21 protein-coding genes and 1 riboswitch are annotated in these 21,534 nt (G+C 64.2%); of the genes, 6 read left to right on the forward strand and 15 right to left on the reverse strand.

The annotated features are described in order from the left end of the window. The first annotated feature begins 17 nt into the window (after positions 1-17). The 3 genes from gspE to IGW03_RS00315 all read left to right on the forward strand — a co-directional run bounded on the left by gspE (position 18) and on the right by IGW03_RS00315 (position 3,574). Positions 18-1,457 (forward strand): type II secretion system ATPase GspE, encoded by a 1,440-nt coding sequence (gspE, locus tag IGW03_RS00305; RefSeq protein ID WP_194720521.1) that lies wholly within the window; start codon positions 18-20, stop codon positions 1,455-1,457. Between the two features lie 4 nt (positions 1,458-1,461). Then, a complete protein-coding gene (gene gspF / locus IGW03_RS00310; RefSeq protein WP_194720522.1) occupies positions 1,462-2,682 on the forward strand; it encodes a type II secretion system inner membrane protein GspF in 1,221 nt (406 codons plus the stop codon). 67 nt (positions 2,683-2,749) lie between these two features. Next, complete coding sequence (locus IGW03_RS00315; RefSeq protein ID WP_194720523.1) at positions 2,750-3,574, forward strand: type II secretion system protein N; 825 nt, start codon at positions 2,750-2,752, stop codon at positions 3,572-3,574. Between the two features lie 71 nt (positions 3,575-3,645). Here the strand turns inward: IGW03_RS00315 and IGW03_RS00320 are convergent, their stop codons facing one another. The 7 genes from IGW03_RS00320 to dksA form a co-directional block, all read right to left on the reverse strand. Continuing rightward, a complete protein-coding gene (locus tag IGW03_RS00320; protein ID WP_194720524.1) occupies positions 3,646-3,849 on the reverse strand; it encodes a hypothetical protein in 204 nt (67 codons plus the stop codon). 96 nt (positions 3,850-3,945) lie between these two features. After that, positions 3,946-5,289: an ATP-dependent protease ATPase subunit HslU gene (hslU, locus tag IGW03_RS00325; RefSeq protein WP_194720525.1), complete on the reverse strand. Its 1,344-nt coding sequence runs from the start codon at positions 5,287-5,289 to the stop codon at positions 3,946-3,948. 27 nt (positions 5,290-5,316) lie between these two features. Beyond that, the gene (gene hslV / locus IGW03_RS00330) at positions 5,317-5,853 is read right to left on the reverse strand and encodes an ATP-dependent protease subunit HslV (protein WP_194720526.1); all 537 of its coding nucleotides are present in this window, start codon (positions 5,851-5,853) and stop codon (positions 5,317-5,319) included. Between the two features lie 109 nt (positions 5,854-5,962). Beyond that, a complete protein-coding gene (locus tag IGW03_RS00335; RefSeq protein WP_194720527.1) occupies positions 5,963-7,432 on the reverse strand; it encodes an STAS domain-containing protein in 1,470 nt (489 codons plus the stop codon). A gap of 197 nt (positions 7,433-7,629) precedes the next feature. Further along, on the reverse strand, positions 7,630-9,636 hold the full coding sequence (locus IGW03_RS00340; RefSeq protein WP_194720528.1) for a TonB-dependent receptor: 2,007 nt from the start codon (positions 9,634-9,636) through the stop codon (positions 7,630-7,632). A 127-nt stretch (positions 9,637-9,763) separates the two neighbouring features. After that, on the reverse strand, positions 9,764-10,108 hold the full coding sequence (locus IGW03_RS00345) for a hypothetical protein (RefSeq protein WP_194720529.1): 345 nt from the start codon (positions 10,106-10,108) through the stop codon (positions 9,764-9,766). A 235-nt stretch (positions 10,109-10,343) separates the two neighbouring features. Further along, positions 10,344-10,838, reverse strand: coding sequence for an RNA polymerase-binding protein DksA (gene dksA, locus IGW03_RS00350; protein ID WP_192804995.1), 495 nt, complete (start codon positions 10,836-10,838; stop codon positions 10,344-10,346). A gap of 28 nt (positions 10,839-10,866) precedes the next feature. Here dksA and IGW03_RS00355 point away from each other — a divergent pair, with 28 nt between their 5' ends. Next, complete coding sequence (locus tag IGW03_RS00355; RefSeq protein WP_194720530.1) at positions 10,867-11,430, forward strand: hypothetical protein; 564 nt, start codon at positions 10,867-10,869, stop codon at positions 11,428-11,430. 24 nt (positions 11,431-11,454) lie between these two features. Here IGW03_RS00355 and IGW03_RS00360 read toward each other — a convergent pair whose 3' ends face one another. The 8 genes from IGW03_RS00360 to IGW03_RS00395 form a co-directional block, all read right to left on the reverse strand. Continuing rightward, the gene (locus tag IGW03_RS00360; RefSeq protein ID WP_194720531.1) at positions 11,455-12,513 is read right to left on the reverse strand and encodes a CobW family GTP-binding protein; all 1,059 of its coding nucleotides are present in this window, start codon (positions 12,511-12,513) and stop codon (positions 11,455-11,457) included. 20 nt (positions 12,514-12,533) lie between these two features. Next, entirely contained in the window at positions 12,534-13,016 is a 483-nt protein-coding gene (locus tag IGW03_RS00365; RefSeq protein WP_228534846.1) for a Fur family transcriptional regulator, read from the reverse strand. Between the two features lie 189 nt (positions 13,017-13,205). Further along, positions 13,206-14,408: a class I SAM-dependent rRNA methyltransferase gene (locus IGW03_RS00370; protein WP_194720533.1), complete on the reverse strand. Its 1,203-nt coding sequence runs from the start codon at positions 14,406-14,408 to the stop codon at positions 13,206-13,208. An 88-nt stretch (positions 14,409-14,496) separates the two neighbouring features. After that, the gene (locus IGW03_RS00375; RefSeq protein ID WP_194720534.1) at positions 14,497-15,465 is read right to left on the reverse strand and encodes a tyrosine recombinase XerC; all 969 of its coding nucleotides are present in this window, start codon (positions 15,463-15,465) and stop codon (positions 14,497-14,499) included. Between the two features lie 28 nt (positions 15,466-15,493). After that, entirely contained in the window at positions 15,494-16,162 is a 669-nt protein-coding gene (locus IGW03_RS00380; protein WP_194720535.1) for a DUF484 family protein, read from the reverse strand. Between the two features lie 156 nt (positions 16,163-16,318). Continuing rightward, entirely contained in the window at positions 16,319-17,170 is an 852-nt protein-coding gene (gene dapF / locus IGW03_RS00385; protein ID WP_194720536.1) for a diaminopimelate epimerase, read from the reverse strand. A gap of 38 nt (positions 17,171-17,208) precedes the next feature. Next, positions 17,209-18,114, reverse strand: coding sequence for an LpxL/LpxP family acyltransferase (locus IGW03_RS00390; RefSeq protein WP_194720537.1), 906 nt, complete (start codon positions 18,112-18,114; stop codon positions 17,209-17,211). Then, the gene (locus IGW03_RS00395) at positions 18,114-18,965 is read right to left on the reverse strand and encodes a lysophospholipid acyltransferase family protein (RefSeq protein ID WP_194720538.1); all 852 of its coding nucleotides are present in this window, start codon (positions 18,963-18,965) and stop codon (positions 18,114-18,116) included. The genes IGW03_RS00390 and IGW03_RS00395 overlap by 1 nt, the downstream gene beginning before the upstream one ends. Before the next feature lie 241 nt (positions 18,966-19,206). Here IGW03_RS00395 and metK point away from each other — a divergent pair, with 241 nt between their 5' ends. Together metK and IGW03_RS00405 are read left to right on the forward strand one after the other, a co-directional pair. After that, positions 19,207-20,370, forward strand: a complete 1,164-nt coding sequence (gene metK, locus IGW03_RS00400; protein ID WP_194720539.1) for a methionine adenosyltransferase — start codon at positions 19,207-19,209, stop codon at positions 20,368-20,370. Positions 20,371-20,412: 42 nt separating this feature from the next. Next, positions 20,413-21,363, forward strand: a complete 951-nt coding sequence (locus IGW03_RS00405) for a M14 family murein peptide amidase A (protein ID WP_228534848.1) — start codon at positions 20,413-20,415, stop codon at positions 21,361-21,363. Positions 21,364-21,427: 64 nt separating this feature from the next. Then, positions 21,428-21,506, forward strand: a riboswitch (S-adenosyl-L-homocysteine riboswitch). Positions 21,507-21,534: the final 28 nt, after the last annotated feature.

The raw sequence follows: 21,534 nt of genomic DNA on the forward strand, positions 1-21,534 counted from the left end.
ACAGTAGGAATGCAGTAATGAGTACAGTTCTCACCGATGCCCGTCTTCTCCCGTACGCCTTTGCCCGCGACCATGCGCTGCTCGCGCGCCGCAGCGAGGCCGCCGGCAATGCCGTCGAAGTTTGGGTATCGGATGCCACCGTGCCCTCGGCAATCGCCGAAGTCAGCCGCCGTTTCGGCCGCGTCAAGCTGAAGTCGCTGCCGCGGGAAGACCTCGAAGCGGCCATTGCCAAGGCCTATGCCGGCTCCGGCAACGATGCCGCGCAGGTGGTCGACGAAGTCGAATCCGATCTCGACCTCGCCAAGCTGATGCTCGACATGCCGGCCATCGAGGACTTGCTGGAATCGGCCGACGACGCGCCGGTCATCCGCATGATCAATGCGCTGCTCACGCAGGCGCTGCGCGAAGAGGCGTCGGATATCCACATCGAGCCCTTTGAACAGATCTCGGTGGTGCGCTTCCGCGTCGATGGCGCGCTGCGCGACATCGTGCGGCCGAAGAAGGCGATCCACGCGTCGCTGATTTCCCGCATCAAGATCATGGCCCAGCTCGACATCGCCGAGAAGCGCCTGCCGCAGGACGGCCGCATCACGCTGCGCGTCGGCGGCAAGCCGGTCGATGTCCGCGTTTCCACGCTGCCCACCGGCCACGGCGAACGCGCGGTGCTGCGTCTGCTCGACAAGGAAGGCGGCCGCATGGACTTGAGCCATCTCGGCATGAGCCCGGACGTCATGCAGCAGTTCGACCACCTGATCAGCCAGCCGCACGGCATCGTGCTGGTCACCGGTCCGACCGGTTCCGGTAAGACCACCACGCTGTATGCGGCGCTGACCAGGCTGAACGCGCCGGCCACCAACATCCTGACGGTGGAAGATCCGATCGAATACGAACTCCCCGGCGTCGGTCAGACCCAGGTCAATGCCCGCATCGACATGACCTTCGCCAAGGCCTTGCGCGCCATCCTGCGCCAGGATCCGGACATCATCATGATCGGCGAGATCCGCGACCTGGAAACCGCGCAGATCGCGGTGCAGGCGTCATTGACTGGCCACCTGGTGCTGGCGACCCTGCACACCAACGATTCGGCCTCGGCCGTGACCCGTCTGCTCGACATGGGCATCGAACCCTTCCTGCTGTCGTCCTCGCTGCTCGGCGTGGTCGCCCAGCGCCTGGTACGCAAGCTGTGTCCGGTGTGCCGCCAGTACGACGGCCAGGAATGGCATGCGGTCGGCTGCGACAAATGCGGCCAGACCGGCTATCAGGGCCGCGTCGGCGTCTACGAATTGCTGACCACCACCGACCAGATCCGCAAGCAGATCCATGACCAGGCGCCGGAAGCCGAAATCCGTGCCACCGCCCAGCGCGACGGCATGAAGACCATGCGCGAGGACGGCGAACGCTGGCTGGCCGACGGCACCACCACGCAAGCGGAACTGCTGCGCGTGACCAAGGACTGAGGCCATGCCCGCATTTCGTTACGAAGCCGTCGATGCCGCGGGTGCCACCCGCAAGGGCGTCGTCAATGCCGACAGCGCCCGCGCGGCGCGCTCGGACCTGCGCGCGCAGGGGCTGGTGCCCATCGTGGTCGATGCCATCGCGGCTCAGGTCGACGAACTCGGCCAGGCCCGCAGCCGCGCCTTCGGCGACAAGCTGTCGACCACCGAGCTGGCGCTGTTCACGCGCCAGCTGGCCAGTTTGCTGGAGGCCAGCCTGCCGCTGGAGCAGGCCTTCACCGCCTTGCTGGAACAGGCCGAGCGCACCTACGTGCGCGACCTGGTGGCTTCGATCCGCGCCGAAGTGATGGGCGGTTCCTCGCTGTCGGATGCGCTGTCCAAGCATCCGCGCGACTTCGCCGACATCTACCGCGCGCTGGTGGCCTCGGGTGAACAGATCGGCCAGCTGTCGCGCGTGCTGTCGCGGCTGGCCGACTACATCGAGCGCCGCAATGCACTGGTGCAGAAGGTGAGGCTGGCCTTCACCTATCCGGCCATCGTCACCGTGGTCGCGTTCGCGATCGTGATCTTCCTGCTGGCCTATGTCGTGCCGCAGATCGTCTCGGTGTTCGCCAACACCAAGCAGAAGCTGCCGCTGCTGACCGTCATCATGCTCGCCATTTCCGACTTCGTGCGCAGCTACGGCTGGATCGTCGCGCTGGTGCTGGTCGGCGCCTACCTGGTGTGGCGCAATGCGCTGAAGAACCCCGCGGTGAAGTACCGCTGGCACAGCTGGCTGCTCACGGCGCCGCTCTATGGCAAGTTCGAGCGCAGCCTCAACACCGCGCGTTTCGCCAGCACGCTGGCCATCACCACCGGTTCCGGCGTGCCTATCCTGCGCGCGCTGCAGACCAGCCGCGATACCTTGTCCAACGTGGCCATGCGCGAGCAGGTCGAGGAAGCAACCACCAGCGTGCGCGAAGGCGTAGGCCTGGCGCGTGCACTGTCTGCGCACAAGCATTTTCCGCCGATGCTGATCCACATGATCCGCGCCGGTGAAGTCACCGGCGAACTGCCCGCCATGCTGGAGCGCGCTTCCAATGCGCAGGAGCAGGACCTGGAGCGGCGTGCGCTGACCATTGCCGGCCTGCTGGAACCCGCGCTGATCCTGGTGATGGGCGTGGTGGTGCTGCTGATCGTGCTGGCCGTGCTCATGCCGATCATCGAGATCAACCAGCTGGTGCGCTGACACCAGTGCCGCGACAGGAACGCCGGGAGGTGCCGAAAATGATAATTAGAACGAGAAAAGGAATGAGATGAAGCGCTTGCCGCTCGCCATCAGTTTTGTGCTGTTCATCCTGCTGTGCGCATCGATCGCATACTGGGGCATGCAGATGTTCAAACCGCCGCTGCGGCCGGTGGCAGCGCCGCCGCGCGCCGCAGCGCCGGAAGTGCGGCCGGAAGGCGCCACGGCGCTGTTCGGCGGACGCACCGCGCCGGCTGCGGTTGCCAGCAACTATCAGCTGCGCGGCGTGATCTTTTCCGGAAATGCCCGCGACAGCGTGGCCATCATCAGCGCCGACGGCAAGCCGCCGCAGGCCATTCGGGTCGACAGTGAAGTGGTGCCCGGCGTCACGATCAAGGAAGTGCATCCCGGGTATGTGGTCCTGCTGGAAAACGGCGCGACCAAGCGGGTGGAGCTGCCGGAAACCGGCAGGGACGCCGGCATTACATCGACCGCAGCGCCGCGTCCGGGAAACCAGCCCACGCCTCCCACGCCCGCAGGACGCGGCATGGCTACCCGTCCGGCACCTGCCGCACCGAACCAGCAGCAGGCAACGCCTGCCGCACAACAGCAGGCGCCTCAGCAGCCGGCATTCGCCGCGCCGCAGCCTGCCGCAGCGCCGCCGGCTGCGACAACCGCACCTGCTGCACCGGCAGCAACACCGCAGGCGCCGGTGACCAATGCGCCGCCGACCGTGGTCGTCAATCCGGCGCCGCAAGCCGGCAACACAGGTGCTGCCCCGGCCGCACCGCCGGCGGGCGCATTGACTCCCACGCCGCAGCCTGCCACACCGGGCTCGATCGGCTCCAGCGGCAGATCTACGGTGCCCGGTTCGCCGCCGCTGCAAAGCCGGTAGGGCCGGACGCTGCGGCTTCAGTATGAATACCGGTCCCGTGCAGCAATCGGGCCGGATCAGGTTCTCGCTTCTTACTTCTCTTCTTCGGAAGATCCTGCAAGCTTGCCGAACAGGCGGGCATGCAGGCTGAGCCCGCCCCCATGCTTGGCGCCGGTGCCGGCGAGCGCCTTGCGCTTGGCTCCGGCCACGACGGCATTGCGGGCCTTCAGAGGCTGTTGCGAGGGTTCGACGCGAATCGTCATCTTCTGCCGTTTCGCGAGCGCCTTGTTTGCCATTGCAGTGTCCTGAGTATCATTCCATGCGCCGGGTCCTTTACATGAGCAGGGGAATTCAGGTCATGCAAAGGGCCGGGATGGTTCTTGAGACAGTTTTTACAGCACGTAGCGCGACAAGTCTTCGTTGATCGCCAGCGCGCCGAGCTTTTCATCGACATAGGCGGCATCGACCGTCACCGTCTTGCCGGTGGACTCGCTGGCCGAATAGGAAATCTCTTCGAGCAGCTTTTCCATCACGGTGTACAGGCGGCGCGCGCCAATGTTTTCCGTCTTCTCATTGACCGAGAAGGCAATCTCCGCCAGCCGCTTGATGCCGTCGCCGGTGAAGTCCAGCTTCACGTCTTCGGTGTTGAGCAGGGCTTCGTACTGCCGGGTCAGGCAGGCATCCGTGCTGGTCAGGATGCGTTCGAAATCGGCAATGGCCAGCGACTCCAGTTCGACGCGGATCGGGAAGCGGCCCTGCAGTTCCGGAATGAGGTCCGAAGGCTTGGCCAGGTGGAACGCGCCCGAGGCGATGAACAGGATGTGATCGGTGCGGATCATGCCGTACTTGGTGTTGACCGTGGTGCCCTCGACCAGCGGCAGCAGGTCGCGCTGCACGCCGGCGCGCGATACGTCGGCGCCGCCGACTTCGGAGCGGGTCGCGATCTTGTCGATCTCGTCGAGAAACACGATGCCGTTCTGTTCGACATTGGCAATCGCCTTCTGCTTCAGCTCGTCTTCATTGACCAGCTTCGCGGCTTCTTCGTCGAGCAGGAGCTTCATCGCCTCGCGGATCTTGACCTTGCGCTTTTTCTTGCGCCCGCCGCCGAGGCCGGAAAACATCGACTTGATCTGCTCGGTCATTTCCTCCATGCCGGGCGGAGCCATGATTTCCATGTGCGCCGGCGCCTCGGCCACTTCGATTTCGACTTCGCGGTCGTCGAGCGCGCCTTCGCGCAGGCGCTTGCGGAAGGTCTGGCGGGTGGCATTGCTGCCGTCGCCTTCGGCTGGCGCGTTGGGCGTGGAACTGAAGCCGAAGTCGCGTGCCGGCGGCAGCAGGATGTCGAGAATGCGGTCTTCCGCGGCATCCTGCGCATGCGAGCGCACCTTGCGCATTTCCGATTCGCGGGTCTGCTTGATGCCGATGTCGATCAGGTCGCGGATGATGGTGTCGACATCGCGGCCCACATAGCCCACTTCAGTGAACTTTGTGGCTTCGATCTTGATGAAGGGCGCGTCGGCCAGCTTGGCCAGGCGGCGCGCGATCTCGGTCTTGCCGACGCCGGTGGGCCCGATCATCAGGATGTTCTTCGGCGTGATTTCATGCCGCAGCGGATCGGCGACCTGCTGGCGCCGCCAGCGGTTGCGCAATGCAATCGCGACCGCGCGCTTGGCGCGCGCCTGGCCGACCACGTGTTTGTCGAGTTCGGAAACGATCTCTTGAGGTGTCATGTTCATGATGGTGTGCGTGACGCGGCGGACGCGTTAATCCAGGGTTTCGATGGTGTGCGACAGATTGGTATAGATGCAGAGTTCGCCGGCGATGGTGAGCGCCTTCTTGACGATCTCCGCGGGCGGCAGGTCGGTGTTTTCCTGCAGCGCCTTGGCGGCCGACTGCGCATAGACGCCGCCGGAACCGATGGCGCCGACGCCGGCTTCGGGTTCCAGCACATCGCCGTTGCCGGTGATGATCAGGGTCGCTTCGCGGTCCGCCACCAGCAGCATCGCCTCCAGGCGGCGCAGGATGCGGTCGGTGCGCCAGTCCTTGGCAAGTTCGACCGAGGCGCGCATCAGGTTGCCCTGGTGCTTTTCCAGCTTGGCTTCGAAGCGCTCGATCAGCGTGAAGGCATCGGCGGTGCCGCCGGCAAATCCGGCCAGTACCTTGCCCTGGTAGAGCTTGCGCACCTTGCGTGCGGTGCCTTTCATGACGACATTGCCGAGCGTTACCTGACCGTCTCCGCCGAGCGCGACGGTGCTGCCGCGGCGTACGGAAAGGATGGTGGTGCCGTGAAATTGTTCCATGGAGAATGCCTCGGATGCTGATAATTGTCCGCAGATGAGGGCAGGACATCAGAATACAAGTGTAAACCCTGGGGGAGGATATGCAGTCTGTGCTGGGCGGAAGTGTGAATCAGTTTTTGCGGGGAATGATGCGGATGATTTCGTTCAGGCCGATTACCATCAGCAGTACGCTGACCAGATGATTGACGTGATGGAATTCGACGACCTTGCCGCTGCCGCAGAAAGGGCTGAGGCCGGTAAGGAAGCGGCTTGCGGCATTGAAATCCATGCGTTCGAGGCATGAACAGTCGATGACGGCGGGATCGTGCTCGTCGGAATAGGCTGCGATCGCGAGTATGAGTTCGTCGACCTGGCCGGAGACGACGGCCGGCATCATGAAATGTTCCGGCGCTTCGGATGTTTCGGAGCGCACCGGCGCCGGCGTTTCGGCCGGTGCCGTCACGATGCTCATCGGGGGTGCGGCGAAGGCTGGCGGCGATACCTCGAACGTCACGCAGTAGTCGATGCTCAGTTCCTCGAATTCGGTTTCACGGTTCAGCAGCTGCAGCACTTCGAGCAGCAGCAGCCAGCAATCCTCGGTGTCGTCGCGGCGCCCGACTTCGATGATGGCGCGAATCCGTTCGGCCAGTTCCGATGCGCCGACAAGGACGAGTTCATGGCCGCTCTTCTGCAGCTTGCGCAGGGCAGCAAGCAGCAGCCGGCAGCCGGCGGGATCGACCTCGGTAACTTTCGCAAATTCCAGGCGCAGGGTACGGTGATGCTCCGCCAGGTTGCGGATGCGTTCCACCTGCTTCTCGCAGCCGACGTCGAGCTTGCCGGAGAAGGGCACCGCCGGCGTGACCGACGCGGGCGCCTGTATCTGCGGCTTGCTGCGCGGCTGTCTGGACGTCCAGGCGGGCGGCGAGGTTTCGAACCGGCTCGCATACTCGATCGCGAGTTCCTCGAACTCGGCCTGCCTGCCGCCCATCTGGTGCAGGTCCAGCAGCATCAGCCAGGCCGTCTGCGGCAATTCGCCGAACTCGTCGGAGGCGATGGCCGCCTGCAGCATCTGGGTCGTGAGCGCCGCCTGGCCGTTGGCATACATGATGGCCGCTTCCTCGACCACGGCGGCCACCTCGGAGGAGGGGGCGGCGATCTTGCTGATGGCAGTCTGGCCGTCGAGCAGGAATTCCGTGGTGCTTCCCGCTTCCGGTCCGAGCGGCTGCAGTGTCGCCGCTGCCGCCTGCGCGGACGGTTTCTCCTGCAGCTGCGGCTTTTTCGCTGCGGGAGGCTCGCCTTGGGGCTTGGCCGGCGCGGCATCGGGAGGAGGGGATTTCGAACGGGAGCGCTGCTTCAGGGGCAGGTTGACGTACTCGATGGACATTTCCGATTCGATCGCATCGATCTTCAATGCGGTCTGGATCGCGGTGTTCGCATCGCGTTTCGCCGTCGCGCCCTTGCCCGTGCTGCGGGAAGCGGCGGAAGACGATGAGGAGGATGAGGAAGAAGATGCCGGCGGGCGCTTTGTGCGGGAAGCATCCCTGTCAGCCGGCTTGGCCGGCTGGCGGTCCTTCTTCCCGAAAAGCGAAAAAATACCCACGTTGTCCCTGGCTGGAAAATGGCGCTTTCAACTCTTCCATTGCCCGCACAGTTGGACCGTCGGGGCGGCTGGAGGAAAATTACAAGTGTGTAAAGGTAACACATCCCCAAGCCGAGTTGTCACGGGGAAGCGGCAAGTGATGACTTTTTGTCACATTTTTGCCGCTTCGCGGTTGCAGCGCTCGCCGCCTGCTCGCGTCAGAAACGGCTGCGCACGCCGACAATCAGGTTGCGGCCCGGCTGCGGCGCGACGTCCTTCAGGATCGAAGTGGAATAGCGGATCTCCTTGTCGAGCAGGTTGCGCACGAGCGCGAACCAGGTCCACTGCACGCCGCCGCCGCGCACCGTATAGGACAGGTCGGCGTTGACCAGGGTGTAGGAGGGCGTCGCCGTGGATTCGAACGCCGCCAGCCGGTCCTGCCGCAGCGCCCGCAGCAGTGACACGCCGCCGCGCCAGGCTGCCTGCCGGTAGCCGGCTTCGGCGCTGAAGCGCGTCGCCGGCTGCAGCGGCAGATTGCCTTCGCCGTCCAGCTTGCCGCGCGACGTATCCGCAAAGGCCCGCAGCGACAGGCCGCTGCCGCGCTGGTTGTAGCTGATCTCCGCTTCCGCGCCGCGGATCGTCGCATTGCCCTGCGTCCAGAAGCGCTGCCTCAGTTCGCCCGCCGGATCCGCCGCGCCGTCGTCATCGACGGTGCCGCCGCCGATGCTGCCGAAGATGTAGTTGCGGATGCGGTTTTCGAACAGGTTGGCTTTCCACTGCACCAGGCCTTCGGTCTTCTGCAGCGTCAGTTCGAGGTTGCGCGACTTTTCCTTGCCGAGGCTCGGGTCGCCGATATCGAAGGTGGCCGTCGATTCATGAGGACCGTTCGAATACAGCTCTTCGGCGGCCGGTGCGCGCTGGGCGAAGGTGTAGGTCAGGCCGGCGCCATAGCCTTGGCCGAAACTCCACAGACCGCCAAGCGAATAGGAATTGAGCCTGAAGCGCCTGTCGCCGAATGCCTCGTCTTCCGGACGGCGCTTCACGGTTTCGGTGCGCAGGCCGGCGCTCGCGCGCAGCGGTCCGAAATCTCGCTCCTCGACCAGGAAGGCGGCGAACGAGGAGGACTTGGTGACGGGTATCGTGTCGGGGCGCCCGGTATCGGCCGACAGGGCGGACAGCTTGCCGTGTTCGCTTTGTAGGCCGAAGGTGCCGCGCCAGCCGGCGATAGGGCGGTGCACGAGTTCCCAGCGCGTCTCGTGGGAACGGTTGGCGAAGTCGGTAGCGGGCGTGCCGTCTTCTTCCTTTTCCGTGTGCCTGTAATCGCTGCTGCTCAGCTTGACGGTGGCCGACTCGATGCCCGCGAAGGGATTTTTGATGTGGGCGGCGATATCGCCGCGCGTCTGCGACAGATCGATGAAGGAGCGCTCGCCGGTCGGAATGCCGTAACGGTCATCACGGGTATCGACCGATGCGCCGATGTAGCCCCAGTCGGCGACATGCGAGAGGCCGAAGCCGAGGCTGCGCGCGCGGGTGAAGGACGAAGGCAGGCGGCCGGACGCCGAAGCGGGGTCGCCGGAGACGGCGAAACCGGGAATGCGGTAGTCGTCGGTGTTGCGCGCACTGCCGTCGAGATGCAGGCCGATGCTGCCGGCCGCGCCGTCCCCCGAAAAGGAAAACATCCGCTCCCTGTCCGCCGAGCCGAAACGCAGTTCGGCTTCGCCGGACGGCCTCGGCAGCAGTTCGACGGGAATGCGGTCGTTGACCACGTTGACCAGTCCGCCGATGGCGCCGGAGCCGTACAGCAGCGCGGCGGGACCGCGCAGGATTTCGATCTGGCGCGCGGTGGCGGCATCCACGGCGACCGCATGGTCATTGGACAGGGTGGACAGGTCGGAGACGGCCATGCCGTTCTGCAGGATCTTCACGCGAGGGCCTTCCAGCCCGCGGATGATGGGACGCGATGCGCCGGCACCGAAACCGGAGGCGGAGACGCCGAGTTCCTGCGACAGTGTTTCGCCCAGCGAGGAGCCGAGCTTGTTGCGCAGCTCGCTGCCGGTCAATACCTTGGCGGGCGCGAGGATCTGCGCATTTTCATCGTTGTTGAAAGGCGCTGCGGTCACGGTGACCGCCGGCAGAACGGGTTCGGCGTTCTGGGCGGCGCAGAGAATGGGGGAGGCGAGCGCCGACAATACGGCGCTTGCCATCAGTGTGCGTTGAATGGCCATGGTCTTTAAAAATGGAATGCGTGAGTGGGCCGCGCCCGCACATCAGGCGGATGCGGCACGAGCGGCATGGGTGCCCTCGGCGGCTTCGCGAGGCGGCGTTGCCGCCACGGTGCCGGGGCAGTTCCGTTCAGGCCATGGGCGGCGCGCGCGAGGAGAAATGGCAGACCGGCGGCGCATCCCAGGAGCGGAATGCAGCCGACAATGCCGGCACCTGCGCGGCGGTCGCGGGAAGGGCGTCAAAAGGAGGTGCGTGAATGCTGTCCGCCATGGCGGCGGCATCAAACGCAAGGCAGGAATGATGAAGCTTGGAGGAGGACTCGGAGAATGAAGCCGTCCCGTGTGCGACTTCATTCAGAAGACGGGCATGCTCCACCCGGTGGACCAGGCCCGACCATTGCGCAAACAGCAGCGCCACCGCCAGCAGGAAGGCGGCGGCGCTGCATGTTCTGCGGCGGCTAGGGCGGAAGGGCATGATGTCTATGGTCGGAGAATCGCGTCTGTGCGGCGCAGGATCATGCGCACGCAGTCAATAGTCAATGACATGGCATTGAGTTGCAACAGAGTTGCATTATATGGCAGATCAGTCAGGTTTCCCTGTGCGATTTGCAATGCATCTGCATCCCGCAAAGCAAACAAGCGTACGAGCCGGGGCATCGTACGCTTGCGGTAGGGGTGGAAGCGGGGCCGAAGGTTGCGGCCCTTCGCAATCAGTCGCCGTAAAGCTTCTGTTTCAGCTCGCGGCGCTGCTGCGCTTCGAGCGACAGTGTCGCGGTCGGTCGGGCCAGCAGACGCGGAATGCCGATCGGCTCGCCGGTCTCCTCGCACCAGCCGTAGTCGCCGGCGTCGATGCTGGCGATGGCCTGCTGCACTTTCTTGAGCAGCTTGCGCTCGCGGTCGCGGGTGCGCAGTTCGAGCGCGTGCTCTTCCTCGATGGTCGCGCGGTCGGCGGGATCGGGTACCAGCACAGTTTCGCGCAGATGTTCGGTGGTTTCGCCTGCGTTTTTCAGCAGATCGCGCTCCAGCTGCTGCAAGCGCGCCTTGAAGAAGGCCAGCTGCGCCTCGTTCATGTAGTCCTTCTCGTTCATCTGAAGGATCTGCTCTTCGGTCAACAGGGTGCCATCCTGGACGGCCGGGGTGGGTTTAGTTGTTTTGGTAGCCACTTCGCTTACTTTCGAAACTACGGGTTTTTCCATTGTATCCATTAATCCGTCCCTTGCATTGTTACCGCTCATGGAAGGGCTGGACGTCTCTTTGGAACCGACCTTTGAAGCGGAAGTACTGGACGACCGTTTCAAATCCGTTGCTGCTGCCTTGCTCGCTTTCGGGGGCGCGTCGGTCACGGACTTTCCATGCGCCTTGCTTGGCGCTGCCGCTTTCGAAATCGTCCCCTTGGCATTCATCACGCCCGCTGTCTTCGCGGCGGGCTTTAAGTTGCTTTTTACCGTGCTTTGGGTAGGTTTGGCAATCGATTTTGTTGCCGTGGCGGCAGATTTGGGCGCGGCAGCGGAATCAGACACGGTGCCGGACGCAGTCTTTTTCCGGGGCTGGGCCGGACTTGCGGCCTTGGCGGCGGCCGTTCGGGCCAGCGCTGCGGTGTTGCCGGCGCTTTTGACGCCGCGCCTGGAGGCGGACTTGGTGACCGTTGCGTTCATGTTGCCCTCGCTGAATGAACCGCCCGACCGTCAGCTCCCCGGCCTGAAATCATCTCTTGCCTGCTCTTGCGGCATTTCAGGCTTCATCAAGCGGTATACGACGTGCTTGCCATCTTGCCAAACCACCATCTCCATTGCATGAAGAAAAATCAAAAACGACAACAGTTTAACCCAAACACTGTTCCAGTCCCTGGATGATGGATTCCTTCGGCAGGTTTTTCCCGATGAAGACCATCTTGCTGCCGCGCACTTCGTCTTCGGCCCATTTCGCGCCGATATCGGTGCCCATCATCTGGTGCACGCCCTGGAACAGTACCTTGCGGTCCGCATCCTCCATCCACAGTACGCCCTTGTAGCGCAGCATGCGCGGCCCGTACACTTGGACCACGCCGCCGAGGAATTCATCCAGGCGGGCGGTGTTGAACGGCCGGTCGCTGCGGAACACGAAGGCCGCGATATCGTCGGAGTGATGCGCATGATGATGGTCGTGATGCGCATGGCCGTGCCCGCAGTGTTCGCCGCAGTCATGATCGTGATCGTGGTGGGCATGGTCGTGCCCATGCTCTTCCTCGGACAGGAAGTCCGGATCGATTTCCAGCTTGTCGTTGAGGTTGAAGCCGCGCAGGTCGAGCACTTCCGAGATCGGCACCTTGCCGAAATCCGTCTTCGATATCGGCGCCCGCGGATTGATGCGCTTCAGGCGCGCGCCGAGCGCCGCCACCGCGTCCTCATCGACGAGGTCGGTCTTCGACAGCAGCAGCTTGTCGGCGAAGCCCACCTGGCGCTGCGCTTCCTCGTGTTCGTCGAGCTGGGCCATCGCATGGCGCGCATCGACCACGGTGACGACCGCGTCGAGCAGGTAATGCCCGGCCACTTCATCGTCCATGAAGAAGGTCTGCGCCACCGGTCCGGGATTGGCCAGCCCGGTGGTTTCGATGACGACATGGTCGAAGTCGAGCTCGCCGGCGTCGCGCTTCTGCGCCAGCGTGCCGAGCGCCACGATGAGGTCGCCGCGCACGGTGCAGCAGATGCAGCCGTTGCTCATTTCGACGATCTGCTCGCGGCGTTCCTGCACCAGGATTTCATTGTCGATGTTCTCTTCGCCGAATTCATTCTCGATGACGGCAATCTTGAGGCCGTGCGGCTCGCGCAGGATGCGGTTGAGCAGGGTGGTCTTGCCGGCGCCGAGAAAGCCGGTGAGTATCGTGGCGGGAATCAGTTTCATCGTCAGTTCTCTTTCTTGCGTCATTGGGCGCAGTCGGCGCACCAGCCCTTGATGGTGAATTCGATATCATGGCTCTGGAAGCCCTTGCCCAGGCTTTCCTCGAGCGCGTCGCGCAGCAGGCCGGCCTCGCCGATGCTGTCAAGGCAGAACACCTTGGCGCAGCGGGTGCATTTGAAGTGGCCATGCTGATGGTGCTTGACCTCGGGATCGAGCGAGGCGGCATGTTCGGTGCCGGCGCTGTAGCGGAATACGCGGTCGTCGCCGGCGATCTTGTGCGCCAGGCCGGCCTCGATCAGGCAGTCGAGCGCGCGGTACAGCGTCACCCTGTCCATGTCGGTAAATGCATCCTGCATGTCCTGGTGCGAGAAGGCGCGCGGCGCATCCAGGAGTGCCGCCAGGACATTGACACGCGCCGCGGTGATGCGTACCGAAGCCTGGCGCAGCTGCGACTCGGCCTTTGCGGCAGTGTCGGCGGGCGGGCCGGCAGGAATTTTCGCTTTCATGCTCTTTGCCATACTGCAAAACAAGTCTGGTTGGAACGGCATGCCTGGGCATGCGCATTGCCGGAGCCGGGATCGGCACCGGTGCCGGAAAAGGGAAATTATGACGCAGTTTGCAATCCAGTTGCAAAACTTGCCGAAAAACGGGGCGCCACGCCATGCCATGCCGGCATGGCGCCGCGCTGCACGCCGCTAAGCCTTCTGCAGCAGCAAGCCCTTCAGATATTCCCCTTCCGGGAAGCTGGTGGTCATCGGATGGTCGACGCCGGCCGACAGCCGCTTCAGGATGCGCGCATCCACCTTCGCGTCATTGGCGGCGCCGGCGACGATTTTCTGGAACAGATCGGCGCTGATCGCTCCCGAGCAGGAATAGGTGAACAGCAGGCCGCCTTCGCGCAGCAGCTGGAAGCCGAGCAGGTTGATGTCCTTGTAGGCGCGCGCGGCGCGGTCCACATGGTCGGGCGAGGAGGCGAATTTCGGCGGATCGAGCACGATCAGGTCGAAGCTGCGGTTCTGCTCGCGGAGGGCGCGCAGGGCCTTGAAGACGTCGGCATCCTGCCATTCGGCGCGGCCGGCGTCGAAGCCGTTCAACTCCACGTTGCGCCGGCCGATGGCCAGCGCTTCGCCGGACGAGTCGATCGAGGTCACGCCGGCCGCGCCGCCCTTGAGCGCCGCCAGCGAAAAGCCGCCGGTGTAGCAGAAGCAGTTGAGCACTTCGCGTTCGGCCGCGTGCTCCATCACGAGGCGGCGGTTGTCGCGCTGGTCGACATAGAAGCCGGTCTTGTGCCCGGTCTTGATGTCGACCGCATAGCGCACACCGTTTTCGGTCACCAGGGTTTCGTCGCCCGGCTCCGCGCCGGCCAGCGTGCCGGTGACGAGCGGCATGCCTTCGCGTTCGCGCACCGAGGCGTCGGAGCGCTCGTAGACGTTGGGGCAGCCGGTCTCGGCGATCAGCGCCTGCACGATCGGCACCTTCCAGGCTTCCACGCCGGCCGACTGGAACTGGCAGACCAGATGGCCCTGCTTGCCGGCATACCAGTCCACGACCAGGCCCGGAAAGCCGTCGGCCTCGCCGAAGATGAGGCGGATCGCATCCGTGTCCTTGACCATGTTCATGCGGTGGGCGAGCGCCTTCTTCACGCGGCGCTTGATCATCGCATGGTCGACCGGCTCGCTTTCACTGAAGGTCCAGACTCGTGCGCGGATCTGCGATTTCGGACTGTAGGCGGCGCGCGCCAGGAACTGGCCGGAGGCCGACTGCACCACGGCGGTGGCGCCGGGCTTGTTCTTCTCGTCGGGCCTGCCCTCGATGCGGTCGATGGCGGTCGGGAAGATCCAGGGATGGCGGCGCAGCAGGCTTTTTTCCTTGCCGGGCTTGAGAGTGATGGTCAGCATGGGTAACTCGGTTCAAAGAGGTGGCGTTGGCGCCGCATCCCGTTAAACAAAAACAAAAAACGAGGGCAGCGCCGGCGACGAGGGCGGATCAGCCCTCCGATTCGGTCTTTTTCCTGGCGCGGGGATGGGCTGCATCATAGACCGCGGCAAGGCGCTGGAAATCGAGCGAAGTATAGACCTGGGTGGCGGCGATCGAGGCATGGCCCAGCATTTCCTGCACGGCCCGCAGGTCGCCGGACGATTGCAGCACATGCGAGGCAAATGAATGGCGCAGCACATGCGGATGGACATTGGCCGGAATGCCGAGCGCCTGCGCATGCTTCTTCAGCCGCGCATGCACGATGCTCGGCGTCACCCGCTTGCCGCGCTCGGTCAGGAACAGCGGATGCGGGTCCAGCTTCACGAGGGTTTCGCGAACGGCGACCCAGGCGCGCAAGGCTTCCAGCGCCGGCTTGCCGATGGGCACCTTGCGCTGCTTGCTGCCCTTGCCGGTCACGTTGACTTCGGCTTCGGCGAAGTCGATCCAGCCGGCGGACTGGTAATCGCCTTCGCGCACATAGCGCAGATCGAGGGAAGTCAGTTCCGAGACCCGCAGGCCGCTGGAATACAGCAGTTCGAACATCGCGCGGTTGCACAGCTGGCCGGGCGCTTGCGCATCCCGCCCCGGCGTGCTCTCGGCCACCACGCGGATCGCGTCGTCGGCCGACAGGGCTTTGGGCAGCGGCTTGCTGCGCTTGGGCGCCTTGACGCCGTCGACCGGATTGGCCGGCAGCGGCTCCTGGTCCGACAGCCATTCGAAGAAGCCGCGCCATGCGGAGAGCTTGCGCGCAATGGTGCGCGGGTTCAGCCCCTGGGCATGCAGCTGGGAAGCGAACTTGCGAATATGGAAATGCCCGACTTCCAGCATCGGCGGCGCGCCGGGCAGCTTGTCGACCATCTCGGCCAGCACCAGCAGGTCATGCCGGTAGCTGGTCACGGTATGCAGCGCCAGCTTGCGCTGCTTTTCCAGGTGATCGAGATAGGCGGCGAGGCGAGCCCGGTTGGTCTCGGAATTCACGGTCCGTGGTCGTTCGTGGCGTAAGTTGTCAGTCGAGCAGGCAGGCCATCGCGGCGCTGCCGATTTCACCGATCTTGGACAGGTAGTCGGTCGCCATCTCGGCGGTGAAGCGCTGCGGATCGGCCGAGCCGAGCACCAGCAGGCCGAAGGCTTCCGGCGCGCCGCCGACGCGCAGCGGCAGCATGGCGATCGACTGCACCGAAGCAGGGTCTTCCAGCCAGGAAGCCGCCTCGAAGTCCTGGTTGGCGCCGCAATAGGGCGCGGTCAGGCCGTTGCAGAAAATCTTGGCGTCTTCCGACACCTCGGCCGCGAACCAGGTGTGGGCATATTCCTCGGCTACGCCCCAGATGCGCAGCGTCGCCTGCGGCACCGAGAAGATGCTCTGCAGGCCGGTCACCAGGGTATGCGGCATGTCGACGTCGTTGCGCGCCAGCAGCAGCGAGCGGGTCCATTGCAGGAATTTCTGCGTGATGGCGTCGTTTTCCTCGGCGATGCGCAGCAATTCCGACAGGCGCAGTTCATGCACCTTGATCTTTTCGCGCAGCACTTCCATCTGGCGCTCCTGCAGCGATACCGCGCGGCCGGCCAGCGGACTGGTGAGCTTGACGCGGGACAGAAGCTCACTGTGCTCTTCGAAGAAATGCGGATTGTCGGACAGGAAATTGGCGACGGCGTTGGAATCCAGTTCGTAAGTCATAGGAGGGAAATTCTGTGATGGTCGCAGCATTCAACAGCCGGGTATGGTTGCAACAGCTGCATGCCGGCCAAAGATCGAGCCGTGATTTTACCCGACAACCCGCCGGAAAATGCACCGCCGGCAGGCGGCGATCCAGTGCTCCGGCGGCCGGCCATGTCAGATTTCTATTTCGCCTTCGAATACGGTGACGGCCGGGCCGGTCATCATCACCGGCTTGCCTTCGCCCTGCCAGGCGATCGACAGGTCGCCGCCGCGGGTCGCCACCTTGACCGGCGAGTCGAGCAGGCCGCGCCGGATGCCCGAGACGACGGCCGCGCAGGCGCCGGTGCCGCAGGCCAGGGTTTCGCCGGCGCCGCGTTCGAAGACGCGCAGCTTGACTGAATGGCGGTCGAGAATCTGCATGAAGCCGGCATTGACGCGTTTCGGAAAGCGGGCGTGGCGTTCGATCACCGGGCCCTCCAGGTGCACCGGCGCCGTTTCGACATCCTCGACCACCTGCACCGCGTGCGGGTTGCCCATCGACGCGACCGAAATCCAGCGGGTCTCGCCGTCGACATCCAGCGGCCACATCAGGTCCTGGTGCATCTGCCTGCCCTGCAGGCCGTTCGCATCGAAGGGCACGCGTTCCGGTTCGAGGATGGGCGCGCCCATGTCGACCGTGATGCCGCCGTCGGCTTCCAGCGTCGGCTCGATGATGCCCGACATGGTTTCCACCCTGATCGCCTGCTTTTCCGTCAATCCCTTTTCGGTGACGAAGCGGACGAAGGCGCGCGCGCCATTGCCGCACTGTTCCACTTCGCCGCCGTCGGCGTTGTAGATCCGGTAACGGAAGTCCACGCCGGGCGACTGCGTTCTTTCGACCACCAGCATCTGGTCCGCGCCGACGCCGAAGCGGCGGTCGGCCAGCGCCTTCCATTGCTCGGGGCTGAAGTCGATCTGCTGGCTGATGGCATCGATCACGACGAAGTCGTTGCCGGCGCCGTGCATTTTGGTGAATTTGAGTTTCATGGCTTCGATTATAGACAGGCGTTCATGCGTTCACATGTTCATGATTCCAGCGGCATCTCGTCCGGACTGCCCTTGGCATACACGCTAGGCACGCCCGGCGGCCGGGTCTTGAAGCGCTTGTGCGCCCAGAAGTATTCCGACGGCGCTTCCAGGATGCGCTCTTCGATGAAGGCATTCATGCGCCGCGTCGCCTCGACCATGTCGCCGCCGGGATAGTTTTCCCAGGCCGGGTAGAACTTGACTTTCCAGCCTTGGTAGTTCGGCAGGTAGGTGGCGATCACCGGAATCACCTTCGCGCCGGTCGCCGCCGCGATGCGCGCAGGGGCGGTCAGGGTGGCGGCGGGAATGCCGAAGAAGGGCACGAATTCCGCATCCTTTTCGCCGAAATCCATGTCCGGCAGCATGAAAAAGGGCATGCCCTGGCGCAGCGCGCGGATGATGGGCTTGACGCCTTCGCCGCGGGAAAACAGCTTGATGTCGGCATTGAAGCGGGTGCGGCCCTTGCGCAGGGCCTGGTCGAACACTTCATTCTGCTGCCGCGTATAGATCGAGCAGGCGGTCGGGCCTTCCATCATCACGGAGAGTCCGGCCACGTCGAGGCAGACGAAGTGCGGGCAGAGCAGGATGGTCGGGCCCGATGTCATTTCGGCCACCGGCATGGACGGTTCGACCACGATCAGGCGCTCCAGGCGCTGGCGCGGCGCCCACCACAGCAGCGCGCGTTCCAGCACGCTGCGCGCATAGTTCTGGAAATGCCGGCGCGCGATCGACCGTCTTTCCGCCTCCGACAGCTGCGGCATGCAGAGACGCAGATTGGTCAGGGTGATGTCCCGGCGCGGCTTCATGATCAAAAACAGCAGGCTGCCGACCGCTTCTCCGAGGCGGCCGAGCACGGGCAGCGGCAGCCAGTGCAGCAGCCACATCAATCCAAGCAAAAGTTTCATCAAGCGGTTTCCTGCAGGTCGGGCGCTGGAACGCCGGGCGGTACCTTGTACCGGTTGTAGCTCCAGAAATATTGGGAAGGACAGCGCGCAATCAGTTGCTCCATCGCGGCGTTGATTGCGCGCGCATGCTGTTCGGGCGTCTCGCCGAGCGTCTGGTCGAAGGGCACGAAGCGCATCACGAAGCCGGCGCCGCGCGGCAGGCGCTCCGCATAGGTCAGGATGATGGGCGCGCCGGACATCTGGTGCAGCTTGCCGGGCAGCGTCATGGTATAGGCGGGCCGTCCGAAGAAGCGGGCCCACACGCCTTCGCCGTTCTGCGGCACCTGGTCGGGCAGCACGCCGACCGGCTGGCACTGCCGCAGCGCCTTGAGCAGCATGCGCACGCCCGACAGGTTGGCCGGCGCCAGGCGCAGGTCGCCGCGCGCCCGCGCGCCCTCGATCAGCGGCTTGAGCGCTTCCTTCTTCGGCGGACGATACAGCACCGTCAGAGGTGTCTTGGTTGCAACAATTTGCGCAGTGATTTCGAAGCAGCCGAGATGCGGGGTCAGGAACACGACGCCCTTGCCGGCATCGAACGCCGCCTGCACCAGTTCCCAATTCTCGATGCGCGTGCTGGCGACGACTTTTTCCTGGGGCGCGCACCAGATGAAGGGCAGCTCGAATATATTCTTCCCGGCTTCACACACCGCCGCCGACAGGTGCGAGCCGAAACCGGCCGTCTCGATGTTGCTTTTCAATCTGCGGCGATAGGAAGGGGAAACCAGGTACACCAGCCAGCCGATCGCTGCGCCGATGGCATGCAGAACGGGCAGCGGCAGCCTGGAAAGCAGGCGGAAGAGGGTGACAAGCATTAAATGTGGCGCGAGAAAATTTGTGATTTTTTTCCAGACGCGTAAAATATCACAACGCTGTACTGTTCATTCCGTGCCAAATGTGCCGATTGTTTTCTTTTGGGAACAATTCTGATGTCAGTCAGCGCCGCCGAGTTAATAGACAACTTGCGAGGCGGCCTAAAAATTTCGCTAAAGCGTCGCAGGCTCAATGGTTTGGCCGCGACATGGTCGAATGCAATTACTACATAGGGAGCCTGCGATGGCAAACGAATATCTCTTTACCTCGGAATCGGTTTCCGAGGGCCACCCGGACAAGGTCGCCGACCAGATCTCCGATTCCATTCTCGATGCGATCCTGGCCCAGGATCCGAAAGCGCGTGTCGCAGCGGAAACGCTGTGCAACACCGGTCTCGTCGTGCTCGCCGGCGAAATCACCACGCACGCCAATGTCGATTACATCAGCGTGGCACGCGAGACCATTAAGCGCATCGGCTACGACAATGCCGACTTCGGCATCGACCACAAGAGCTGCGCGGTCATGGTCTGCTACGACAAGCAGTCGCCCGACATCGCCCAGGGCGTCGACGAAGGCACCGGCATCGACCTCGACCAGGGCGCCGGCGACCAGGGCCTGATGTTCGGCTATGCCTGCGACGAAACGCCGGAGCTGATGCCCGCCGCGATCTATTACTCCCACCGCATCGTCGAGCGCCAGTCGCAGCTGCGCAAGGACGGCCGCCTGCCGTGGCTGCGCCCGGACGCCAAGTCCCAGGTCACGCTGCGCTACGTGGACGGCGTGCCGGTGGCCATCGACACCATCGTGCTGTCGACCCAGCATGCGCCCGAGATGGAGCACAAGGCGATCGAGGAAGCCGCGATCGAGGAAATCATCAAGCCGGTCGTGCCGCAGGAGTGGCTGAAGAATACCCGCTACCTGATCAACCCGACCGGCCGCTTCGTTATCGGCGGTCCGCAGGGCGACTGCGGCCTGACCGGCCGCAAGATCATCGTCGACACTTACGGCGGCGCGGCTCCGCACGGCGGCGGCGCCTTCTCCGGCAAGGATCCGTCCAAGGTCGACCGCTCGGCCGCCTATGCCGGCCGCTACGTGGCGAAGAACATCGTGGCCGCCGGCCTGGCCAAGCGCTGCCAGATCCAGGTGTCCTATGCGATCGGCATCGCCAAGCCGACCTCGGTGATGGTGACCACCTTCGGCACCGGCAAGATCAGCGACGAACAGCTGGCCCAGCTGGTGCAGGAGCTGTTCGACCTGCGCCCGAAGGGCATCGTGCAGATGCTCGACCTGCTGCGCCCGATCTATGCCAAGACCGCTGCCTACGGCCACTTCGGCCGCGAAGAGCCGGAATTCTCCTGGGAGCGCACCGACAAGGCAGCGGCCCTGCGCGCGGCAGCCGGACTCTAAGGCGCAAGGGCATCGCTCTTCATGCAGCAGAGCCGTGTCCGCTTGCCTGTCCTGCAATGCATGCAGGCGGCCGTTGCGCTGGCCTTGCTTGGCGCCGCCGCGGCATGCCTGCCGGCGCATGCCAGGACCGAGCCTGGCCACAAGACCTTGTCCCCTGCCGCCAGGCAGGACTGGTGCGAGAAAGTCACCCCGCGCCTGCCCGGCGTCAGCGTTGCTGATTGCGGGGCAAGTGCGCTGCAGCCCACCGGGGCTGCGTCGCGCAAGGGCGTTCCCATTCTCATGCGCACCGTTCCGGCGAAAACCAGGCCTGCCGAAGCCAAGCGCGTGCTGCTCCTAGGCGGCATCCACGGCGACGAGCTGACGGCTTCCGCCATTGTCTTCCAGTGGATGAAGTGGCTGTCCATGCCGGAGGCGCAGGCGATGCACTGGCATGTGGTGCCGCTCATGAATCCCGACGGACTGCTGGCGGCCAAGCCGCAGCGGGTCAATGCCAACGGCGTCGATCTCAACCGCAATTTCCCGACGCCGGGCTGGGAAAAGGATGCCAGGCATTACTGGATGAAAACCACCGGCAGCGATCCGCGCCGCTTTCCCGGCCAGTCGCCGCTGTCTGAACCGGAAACGCGCTGGCTCGACGAGGAAATGGAACGCTTCCGCCCGGATGTCATCATTTCCGTGCACGCGCCGTTCGGCGTGCTTGATCTCGACGGCCCCGCCAAGGCCCCGCGCAGCTTCGGGCGCCTCTATTTCAACCGCGTCGGCGTGTATCCCGGTTCGCTGGGCAACTACGGCGGCATGCACAAGAACGTGCCGGTCATCACCATCGAACTGCCCAATGCGCTGGCCATGCCCAAGCCGGACGAGGCGCGCCGCATCTGGACCGACATGCTGGCATGGATAGGACGCAGCGTGCCGTCGCAGAAGGCTGGGGCCGGCACCGGCACTGTTGCCAAAGGCCAGCAGGGTTCGCACAAGGCGCTCGTCGAGCATTAAAAAATCAGAGTGTTTTCCTTCGTCCGCCGAGGCTCATGCGCCGGCTGCTGAGGTATAATCCCGGCTCCAAGGAGCGTTGCAGCATGGTGCCTCCGGCATCGTGTCAGGCTTGGATATCTTTTTCGCAACGGCGCTCACGTTACTTTTTTCTATCTTCAACAGGAAAGGAGG

This window comes from Noviherbaspirillum malthae, from assembly GCF_015352985.1.
Taxonomy (GTDB): Bacteria; Pseudomonadota; Gammaproteobacteria; order Burkholderiales; family Burkholderiaceae_D; genus Noviherbaspirillum; species Noviherbaspirillum malthae.

Excerpts from the sequence above, each read along its gene's own strand:
- gspE (WP_194720521.1), top strand. The coding sequence starts at position 18 with ATGAGTACAGTTCTCACCGATGCCCGTCTTCTCCCGTACGCCTTTGCC.
- gspF (WP_194720522.1), top strand. The coding sequence starts at position 1,462 with ATGCCCGCATTTCGTTACGAAGCCGTCGATGCCGCGGGTGCCACCCGC.
- IGW03_RS00315 (WP_194720523.1), top strand. The coding sequence starts at position 2,750 with ATGAAGCGCTTGCCGCTCGCCATCAGTTTTGTGCTGTTCATCCTGCTG.
- IGW03_RS00320 (WP_194720524.1), bottom strand. The coding sequence starts at position 3,849 with ATGGCAAACAAGGCGCTCGCGAAACGGCAGAAGATGACGATTCGCGTC.
- hslU (WP_194720525.1), bottom strand. The coding sequence starts at position 5,289 with ATGAACATGACACCTCAAGAGATCGTTTCCGAACTCGACAAACACGTG.
- hslV (WP_194720526.1), bottom strand. The coding sequence starts at position 5,853 with ATGGAACAATTTCACGGCACCACCATCCTTTCCGTACGCCGCGGCAGC.
- IGW03_RS00340 (WP_194720528.1), bottom strand. The coding sequence starts at position 9,636 with ATGGCCATTCAACGCACACTGATGGCAAGCGCCGTATTGTCGGCGCTC.
- IGW03_RS00345 (WP_194720529.1), bottom strand. The coding sequence starts at position 10,108 with ATGCCCTTCCGCCCTAGCCGCCGCAGAACATGCAGCGCCGCCGCCTTC.
- dksA (WP_192804995.1), bottom strand. The coding sequence starts at position 10,838 with ATGGATACAATGGAAAAACCCGTAGTTTCGAAAGTAAGCGAAGTGGCT.
- IGW03_RS00355 (WP_194720530.1), top strand. The coding sequence starts at position 10,867 with ATGGAAGGGCTGGACGTCTCTTTGGAACCGACCTTTGAAGCGGAAGTA.
- IGW03_RS00360 (WP_194720531.1), bottom strand. The coding sequence starts at position 12,513 with ATGAAACTGATTCCCGCCACGATACTCACCGGCTTTCTCGGCGCCGGC.
- IGW03_RS00365 (WP_228534846.1), bottom strand. The coding sequence starts at position 13,016 with ATGAAAGCGAAAATTCCTGCCGGCCCGCCCGCCGACACTGCCGCAAAG.
- IGW03_RS00370 (WP_194720533.1), bottom strand. The coding sequence starts at position 14,408 with ATGCTGACCATCACTCTCAAGCCCGGCAAGGAAAAAAGCCTGCTGCGC.
- IGW03_RS00380 (WP_194720535.1), bottom strand. The coding sequence starts at position 16,162 with ATGACTTACGAACTGGATTCCAACGCCGTCGCCAATTTCCTGTCCGAC.
- dapF (WP_194720536.1), bottom strand. The coding sequence starts at position 17,170 with ATGAAACTCAAATTCACCAAAATGCACGGCGCCGGCAACGACTTCGTC.
- IGW03_RS00390 (WP_194720537.1), bottom strand. The coding sequence starts at position 18,114 with ATGAAACTTTTGCTTGGATTGATGTGGCTGCTGCACTGGCTGCCGCTG.
- IGW03_RS00395 (WP_194720538.1), bottom strand. The coding sequence starts at position 18,965 with ATGCTTGTCACCCTCTTCCGCCTGCTTTCCAGGCTGCCGCTGCCCGTT.
- metK (WP_194720539.1), top strand. The coding sequence starts at position 19,207 with ATGGCAAACGAATATCTCTTTACCTCGGAATCGGTTTCCGAGGGCCAC.